4 protein-coding genes and 1 pseudogene are annotated in these 6,670 nt (G+C 69.7%); 3 read left to right on the top strand and 2 right to left on the bottom strand.

Features of this window, described 5'->3' with window-relative positions; genetic code table 11:
- Positions 1-71: 71 nt before the first annotated feature.
- Positions 72-545: an RDD family protein gene (locus QP119_RS10505; protein WP_284775984.1), complete on the bottom strand. Its 474-nt coding sequence runs from the start codon at positions 543-545 to the stop codon at positions 72-74.
- 200 nt (positions 546-745) lie between these two features.
- Here QP119_RS10505 and glnA point away from each other — a divergent pair, with 200 nt between their 5' ends.
- Complete coding sequence (gene glnA / locus QP119_RS10500; RefSeq protein ID WP_284775982.1) at positions 746-2,182, top strand: type I glutamate--ammonia ligase; 1,437 nt, start codon at positions 746-748, stop codon at positions 2,180-2,182.
- A gap of 155 nt (positions 2,183-2,337) precedes the next feature.
- Positions 2,338-4,127 (top strand): annotated as a pseudogene (locus tag QP119_RS10495) (ATP-binding cassette domain-containing protein).
- A gap of 51 nt (positions 4,128-4,178) precedes the next feature.
- On the opposite strand, the gene QP119_RS10490 reads toward QP119_RS10495, so the two are convergent.
- Positions 4,179-5,075 carry a 2-dehydropantoate 2-reductase gene (locus tag QP119_RS10490; RefSeq protein WP_284775980.1) on the bottom strand — a complete coding sequence of 299 codons (897 nt, stop codon included), beginning with the start codon at positions 5,073-5,075 and terminating at the stop codon, positions 4,179-4,181.
- 420 nt (positions 5,076-5,495) lie between these two features.
- Between QP119_RS10490 and QP119_RS10485 the strand changes: the two genes are divergently transcribed.
- Positions 5,496-6,653, top strand: coding sequence for a tyramine oxidase subunit B (locus QP119_RS10485; RefSeq protein ID WP_284775978.1), 1,158 nt, complete (start codon positions 5,496-5,498; stop codon positions 6,651-6,653).
- The last annotated feature ends 17 nt before the right edge of the window (positions 6,654-6,670 follow it).

Genomic DNA, 6,670 nt, shown 5'->3' with positions numbered 1-6,670 from the left:
GAGAAGCACTCTCCCGGCGGGGTCTCCGCCACGTCGCGCTGCGCGACGTCGTCAATCTCTTTGAAAAACGCCTAGCCGCGGATCACCGCGGTGCCGGTCACGCGGTCGTGGACGCCGCGGCCGTCGGAGTCGACCATGGCGGCCAAAAAGATCGTGCCGGTCATCAGCACGCGCACCGCCGAGCGCCACAGGTCGACGCGCCGGCCGGGCTCGTCGACGCGGGCCACCCCCATGCCGAGCACCGCCTGGCCGGGCGTGCGGGCGAAGAAGAGGCACGAGGCGAAGCCGAGCAGCAGGAAGTACAGGTAGGTGTAGGTCGCCGTGCCCAGCCACTCGGAGAACATGTGGGTGAACCCGCCGAGGATCCAGCAGATGATCCAGTCGATGAGCACGCCGCCGGCGCGGCGGGTGACACTGGCCAGCGCGCCCGGGCCGTGCTCCGGCAGTCCCAGCAGCTCGCCGGGATAGGCGGAGACGCGGGACTCGCTCTCGTACTCGGAGGGGATCGCCGGCCCGTCGAGCCAGCTGCGGCGCGGTTGAGTCATGCACACAAGGCTAATGCACACCCGAATCCGTGGGGGTGGCCGGTGCCCCGTCGCGCACCCGCGCGCGATACCCTGGACGGGTGAGCCCGTCGCCCGGCGGAAGATTTATTAGTCGCGCGACAGTTAACCCCCTATACTCGGGCCCACGAACCGTCCGCCCTGCGCGGCAGAGCGCAGAACATCCCTGGCAAGGAGAGACCGTGGCCTTCAATTCGACCGAAGACGTCCTGAAGTTCATCAAAGACGAGGAGGTCGAGTTCGTCGACGTCCGCTTCACCGACGTCCCCGGTGTCGAACAGCACTTCACCATCCCCGCAGACCTCTTCGACGAGGACGCGATCGAGGAGGGCCTCGCCTTCGACGGCTCCTCGATCCGCGGGTTCACCACCATCGACGAGTCCGACATGAACCTCCTGCCGGACCTGGCCACGGCCCAGATCGACCCGTTCCGCACGTCGAAGACGCTGAACATCCAGTTCTTCGTCCACGACCCGTTCACCCGCGAGCCGTTCTCGCGCGACCCGCGCAACGTCGCCCGCAAGGCCGAGGAGTACCTGGCCGCCACCGGCATCGCCGACACCTGCAGCTTCGGACTCGAGGCCGAGTTCTACCTCTTCGACAAGGTGCGCTACTCCACCGAGATCAACAAGGCCTTCTTCGAGGTCGACTCGGAGGAGGGCTGGTGGAACCGCGGCGAGGAGACCAACCCGGACGGCACCCCGAACCTGGGCCAGCAGACCCGTGTCAAGGGCGGCTACTTCCCGGTGCCGCCGTACGACCGCACCGCCGAGGCCCGCGACGCCATGGTGCGTGTGCTCAAGGACTCCGGCTTCGAGATCGAGCGCTTCCACCACGAGGTGGGCACCGGCGGCCAGCAGGAGATCAACTACCGCTTCAACACCCTGCTGCACGCGGCGGATGACCTGCAGACCTTCAAGTACATCGTCAAGAACACCGCGCACCGCATGGGCCAGGCCGCGACCTTCATGCCCAAGCCGCTCGCCGGTGACAACGGCTCCGGCATGCACGCCCACCAGTCGCTGTGGAAGGACGGCAAGCCGCTGTTCCACGACGAGTCCGGTTACGCCGGCCTCTCGGACACCGCCCGCTACTACATCGGCGGCATCCTCTCCCACGCCCCGGCCGTGCTGGCGTTCACCAACCCGACGCTGAACTCCTACCACCGCCTGGTGCCCGGCTTCGAGGCCCCGATCAACCTGGTCTACTCGCAGCGCAACCGCTCGGCGGCCGTGCGTATCCCGATCACCGGCTCCAACCCGAAGGCCAAGCGCATCGAGTTCCGCGCCCCGGATCCCTCGGGCAACCCGTACCTGGGCCTGCCCGCGATGATGCTCGCCGGCCTCGACGGCATCAAGAACCGCATCGAGCCGCACGCCCCGGTGGACAAGGACCTCTACGAGCTGCCGCCCGAGGAGGCCAAGTCCATCCCGCAGGCGCCGACCTCGCTGGAGGCCTCGCTGAAGGCCCTCGAGGAGGACAACGAGTTCCTCACCGAAGGCGACGTCTTCACCGACGACCTGGTGGACACCTACATCCGCTACAAGTACGACAACGAGATCACCCCGGTGCGCCTGCGGCCGACCCCGCAGGAGTTCGAGATGTACTTCGACTGCTAGTAAGCACCGGCGGCTGTCGGCTCCGGCCAGGGCCAGCGCACCGGCTGCCGGGCTGCGCGGACCCGTGATTCCGCGCGCGGAGGTCGTGGCGCGACGGTAGGCTCGCGCGGGCGAATGAGCCCGCGAAGCCAGCCGACACCCACGACCTCATTTCCGTGCGTGGCGCCAACGAGAACAACCTGCGCCACGTCAGCCTGGACATCCCGAAGCGGCGCTTGACCGTCTTCGCCGGGGTTTCCGGCTCGGGGAAGTCCTCCCTGGTCTTCGACACCGTCGCCGCCGAGTCGCGGCGGCTGATCAACGACACCTACTCGACCTTCGTGCAGGGTTTCATGCCCACGCTCGCGCGCCCGGACGTCGACGCGCTCGAGGGGCTGACCACCGCGATCGTCGTCAGTCAGGAGCAGCTGGGCGGGGGCGTTCGACGTCGCGGAAGTGGTTGACGCGGCGCTCTCCCTCGACGAGGGCGCGGTGAAGGTGCCCGGCTACAAGCCAGGCTCCTGGAGCCTGCGCCAGTACGCCGACTCCGGCCTCTACCCCACCGACGTGCCGGTCGGTGAGTTCACCGACGAGCAGCGCGACCTGCTGCTGTGGGCCGAACCGCGGCGGATGAACTACCTCGGCCACAACTCGACCTACGAGGGGCTGATCCCGAAGCTGACCAAGTCGGTGCTCTCCAAGGAGCGCTCGGGGCTGCAGAAGGCGATGCGCGAGTTCGTCGACCGCGCGGTGACCATGGGGCCCTGCCCGGACTGCGGCGGCACGCGCCTGGCGCCGCACGCCCTCGAGTCGCGCATCGCGGGCAGGAACATCGCCGAGCTGTGCGCGATGGAGGTCCGCGAGCTCGCCGGGTGGCTGGCAGAGCTGGACTCCCCGTCCTCGGCGCCGCTGGTGCGCGCGATCCGCGAGACGCTGGACAACTTCGTCACCGTCGGGCTGGGCTACCTCACGCTCGACCGGCCGGCCTCGACGCTCTCGGGCGGCGAGGCGCAGCGCATCAAGATGATCCGGCACGTCGGCTCCTCGCTCAGCGACGTCACCTACGTCTTCGACGAGCCGACCGCGGGGCGGCGGCGAACAACCTGCACGACCTCGACGTGGACGTCCCACGCGGGACGCTGACGGCGATCACGGGCGTGGCCGGCTCGGGCAAGTCCTCGCTGTTGGGCGCCATCGAGCAGGACGAGAAGACCGTGTGGGTCGACCAGTCGCCCATCTCCGGCTCGCGGCGCTCGAACCCGGCGACCTACACCGGGGCGCTGGACCCGATCCGCAAGGCCTTCGCCAAGGAGAACGGGGTCAAGCCCGCGCTCTTCTCCCCGACTCCGAGGGCGCGTGCCAGAACTGCAACGGCTCCGGGGTGGTCTACGTGGACCTGGGCTTCGTGCAGGGCGTCGACGTGCCCTGCGAGGTCTGCGAGGGTCGGCGCTTCGACGCGGCGGTGCTCGAGCACCGCTTCGGCGGGCTGGACATCGCCGAGGTGCTCGACCTACCGGCCGCCGAGGCCGCGGAGTTCTTCGCCGACGCCGAGCACCGGGTGCCCGCGGCCGCGCGGATCGCGGGCTACCTGGTGGACGTGGGCTTAGGCTACGTGCGGCTGGGCCAGCCGCTGACGACGCTCTCGGGCGGCGAGCGCCAGCGCCTCAAGCTGGCCTCGCACCTCAACGAGAAGGCCACGCTCTTCGTGCTCGACGAGCCGACGACGGGCCTGCACGTCGCCGACGCGGGCGTGCTGGTCGGTCTCTTCGACCGGCTGGTCGACGCCGGGGCGACCGTGATCGTCGTCGAGCACAACCCGGCGGTGATCACGCGCGCGGACCACGTCATCGACCTGGGCCCGGGCGCGGGTTCCGACGGCGGGCGCGTGGTCGCCGAGGGCACGCCGCGGCAGGTCGCCACGAACAAGGACTCGGCGATGGGACGCTACCTCGCGCGGTTCATGTGAGGGGCGGGGCTGGTCGCCCCGCACCCCGGGGCGGGACCTCAGCTGCAGGCCTCAGTCGCGCCCGAAGCGCGCCTCGAGGATGCCCTGCAACTGGTCGAAGAGCGGCGTGGGCTCCTTGTAGCGCTCGCCGAGGCGACGCACCGCACCGGCCTGCGAGTCCAGCTCGTTGACTCGGCCGGCGAGATAGTCGCGCTGCATTGAGGTCGTCGCCTCCGCGTCGAGCGAGTCGGCGAACTCCAGCTGCCGGGCCACCGTGTCGTCGGGCAGATCCACCCCGCTGGCCCACGCCACGCGCGCGGCCTCCTCGAGCAGCGCGGTGTACTGGTCGCGCAGCTCGGTGCGCACGTAGCCCAGCGGGCGCCCGGCCGCCGCGCCCAGCGCGCCAAAGGGCGTGACGAACATGGCCTTGGTCCACACGTCGACCCAGATGTCGCGGTAGACCTCCGTGGGCACGCCGGCCGCGGTGAGCAGGCGCGCGAGCTCGTCGACGCGCTCGTCGGGCGCCCCGTCGAAGGTACCCACGTGGTAGTTCAACGGGCCGTCGGCAAGCTCGACCACGCCGGGGCCGCGGTGGATCATGAAGCCACGCACCACGCCCGGCCACACCCGCCCGGCGCCGAAGGCGTCGGCGGCCAGGTGCGGGACCTCGACGGAGTTCTGGGTCAGCACCACGGGCGCCCCCTCGGGCACGTCGGCGAACTTCTCCTGGCCGGGCAGCACCTTCGTGGCGAGCACGGCGACGTCCACACCGCCGAGCTCGTCGAAGCTCTCGGCGGCCGGCACCTGGACCGTCCGCTCCTCGCCGCGGTGGATGAGAGTGAGCCCCTCTCCGTTGATCCGCTTGAGCGTCTCGCCCCGGGCGACGACGGCGACGTCCGCGCCCGATTCCACCAGCCGGGCCGCGAACAGGCCGCCGACGGCGCCGGCGCCAATAATTCCGATACGCATGGCCAACAGCCTAACGCCCGGAGGGGGGGCGCGGGGGCGGATCCGGCAGGCCCCCCCCGATCCGCCCCCGGGGGTTGAACCCGCGCGCGGGCGTCCGATACGGCAAATCACCCCCGTTTAAGGGTGTACGTTCATAGTGCAGATATTACATGCCTCAACAGGGGGTTAGCGCGTGATCGGCCAGTTTTCGAAACTGTGAACTGCATTTATGCGTTAACGTGAATGACGGCGGTTGAGAGATCGTCCGGCGGACGAACTAGCCATCAGGCAGGGACGCCACGCGCCGAACGGCCATGGGGGCGCGCCCCGGGTGCACAGCCCGAGCAGGCGCGGCCCCGGAAACCGGAGACCCCGCCGAGCCGGAAAACACCCCCGGCCGAGGCACTGCGCGTCCCCGCCGCACCCACGGAAAGCTATCGCGTGACCTCTGGATTCCCCGAAACTCCCCGCATCGACTTCCTCTACCTCTCCGAGCCCGACATGATCGAGGCCGGCGTGGCCGACTCCGCAGCGTGCGTGTCGGCGATGGAGGAGGTCCTGATCCTCCTGGCCAACGGCGACTACCGGATGGCCGGCGCCTCCGCGAACTCGCACGGCGCCCAGATCAACTTCCCCGCGAACCCCGAGCACGAGGGCATGCCGGCCGACGGCCCGGACCGCCGCTTCATGGCGATGCCGGCCTACCTGGGCGGGCGCTTCCGCAGCGCCGGCGTGAAGTGGTACGGCTCCAACGTGGAGAATCGCGAGCACGGCCTGCCGCGCTCCATCCACGTCTTCGTGCTCAACGACGCCGTCACCGGCGCCCCGAAGGCCATCATGTCCGCGAACCTGCTCTCCGCCTACCGCACCGGCGCCGTGCCGGGCGTGGGCGTGAAGCACCTGGCGGTCAAGAACGCCGAGACCGTCGGCGTGATCGGGCCCGGCGTCATGAGCCGCACGATCTTCGCCGCCGCGGTCTCCCAGCGCCCCTCGATCAACAAGGTCAAGATCAAGGGCCGCAGCGAGGGCTCGACCAAGCGCGCGGCCGACTGGTTCCGGGAGAACTTCCCGGACGTCGCCGTCGAGATCGTCGACAGCGAGCAGGCCGCCATCGAGGGCTCCGACATCGTCATCGCCGGCACCTCGACCTCGGACGAGGGCCCGTCGGGCTTCCCCTACTTCAAGCGCGAGTGGATCAAGCCGGGCGCACTGCTGCTCATGCCGGCCGCCGCCCGCCTGGACGACGACTTCATCACCTCCGACGAGGCCAACCTGGTGCTCGACTTCGACGGCCTCTACCGCGAGTGGTTCCACGAGAACGGGCCGGACGTCACCTACGAGCAGCTGCTGGGCATCCCCGGCAACCGCTGGTGGGACATGTACGAGGAGGGCACGCTGCCGGCCGAGAAGCTGGTCAACATGGGCGACATCGCCCAGGGCGACGCCCCGGGCCGCGTCAACGACGAGCAGATCTTCTGCTACTCCATCGGCGGCATGCCCGTCGAGGACGTCGCGTGGGCCCACGACCTCTACGAGCACGCGCTCGAGAAGGGCATCGGCACCAAGCTCAACCTCTGGGAGAACCCGGTCCTCTCCTAAGAGACCTCTCCCCCGCC

Origin of the sequence: Corynebacterium frankenforstense, from assembly GCF_030211955.1 — a bacterium.
GTDB lineage: Bacteria > Actinomycetota > Actinomycetes > Mycobacteriales > Mycobacteriaceae > Corynebacterium > Corynebacterium frankenforstense_A.
This window is presented reverse-complemented; position numbering and strand designations above follow the sequence as displayed.

Bases quoted from the DNA above. Each gene is read 5' to 3' on its own strand.
- QP119_RS10505 (WP_284775984.1), bottom strand. From the start codon at position 545: ATGACTCAACCGCGCCGCAGCTGGCTCGACGGGCCGGCGATCCCCTCC.
- QP119_RS10490 (WP_284775980.1), bottom strand. From the start codon at position 5,075: ATGCGTATCGGAATTATTGGCGCCGGCGCCGTCGGCGGCCTGTTCGCG.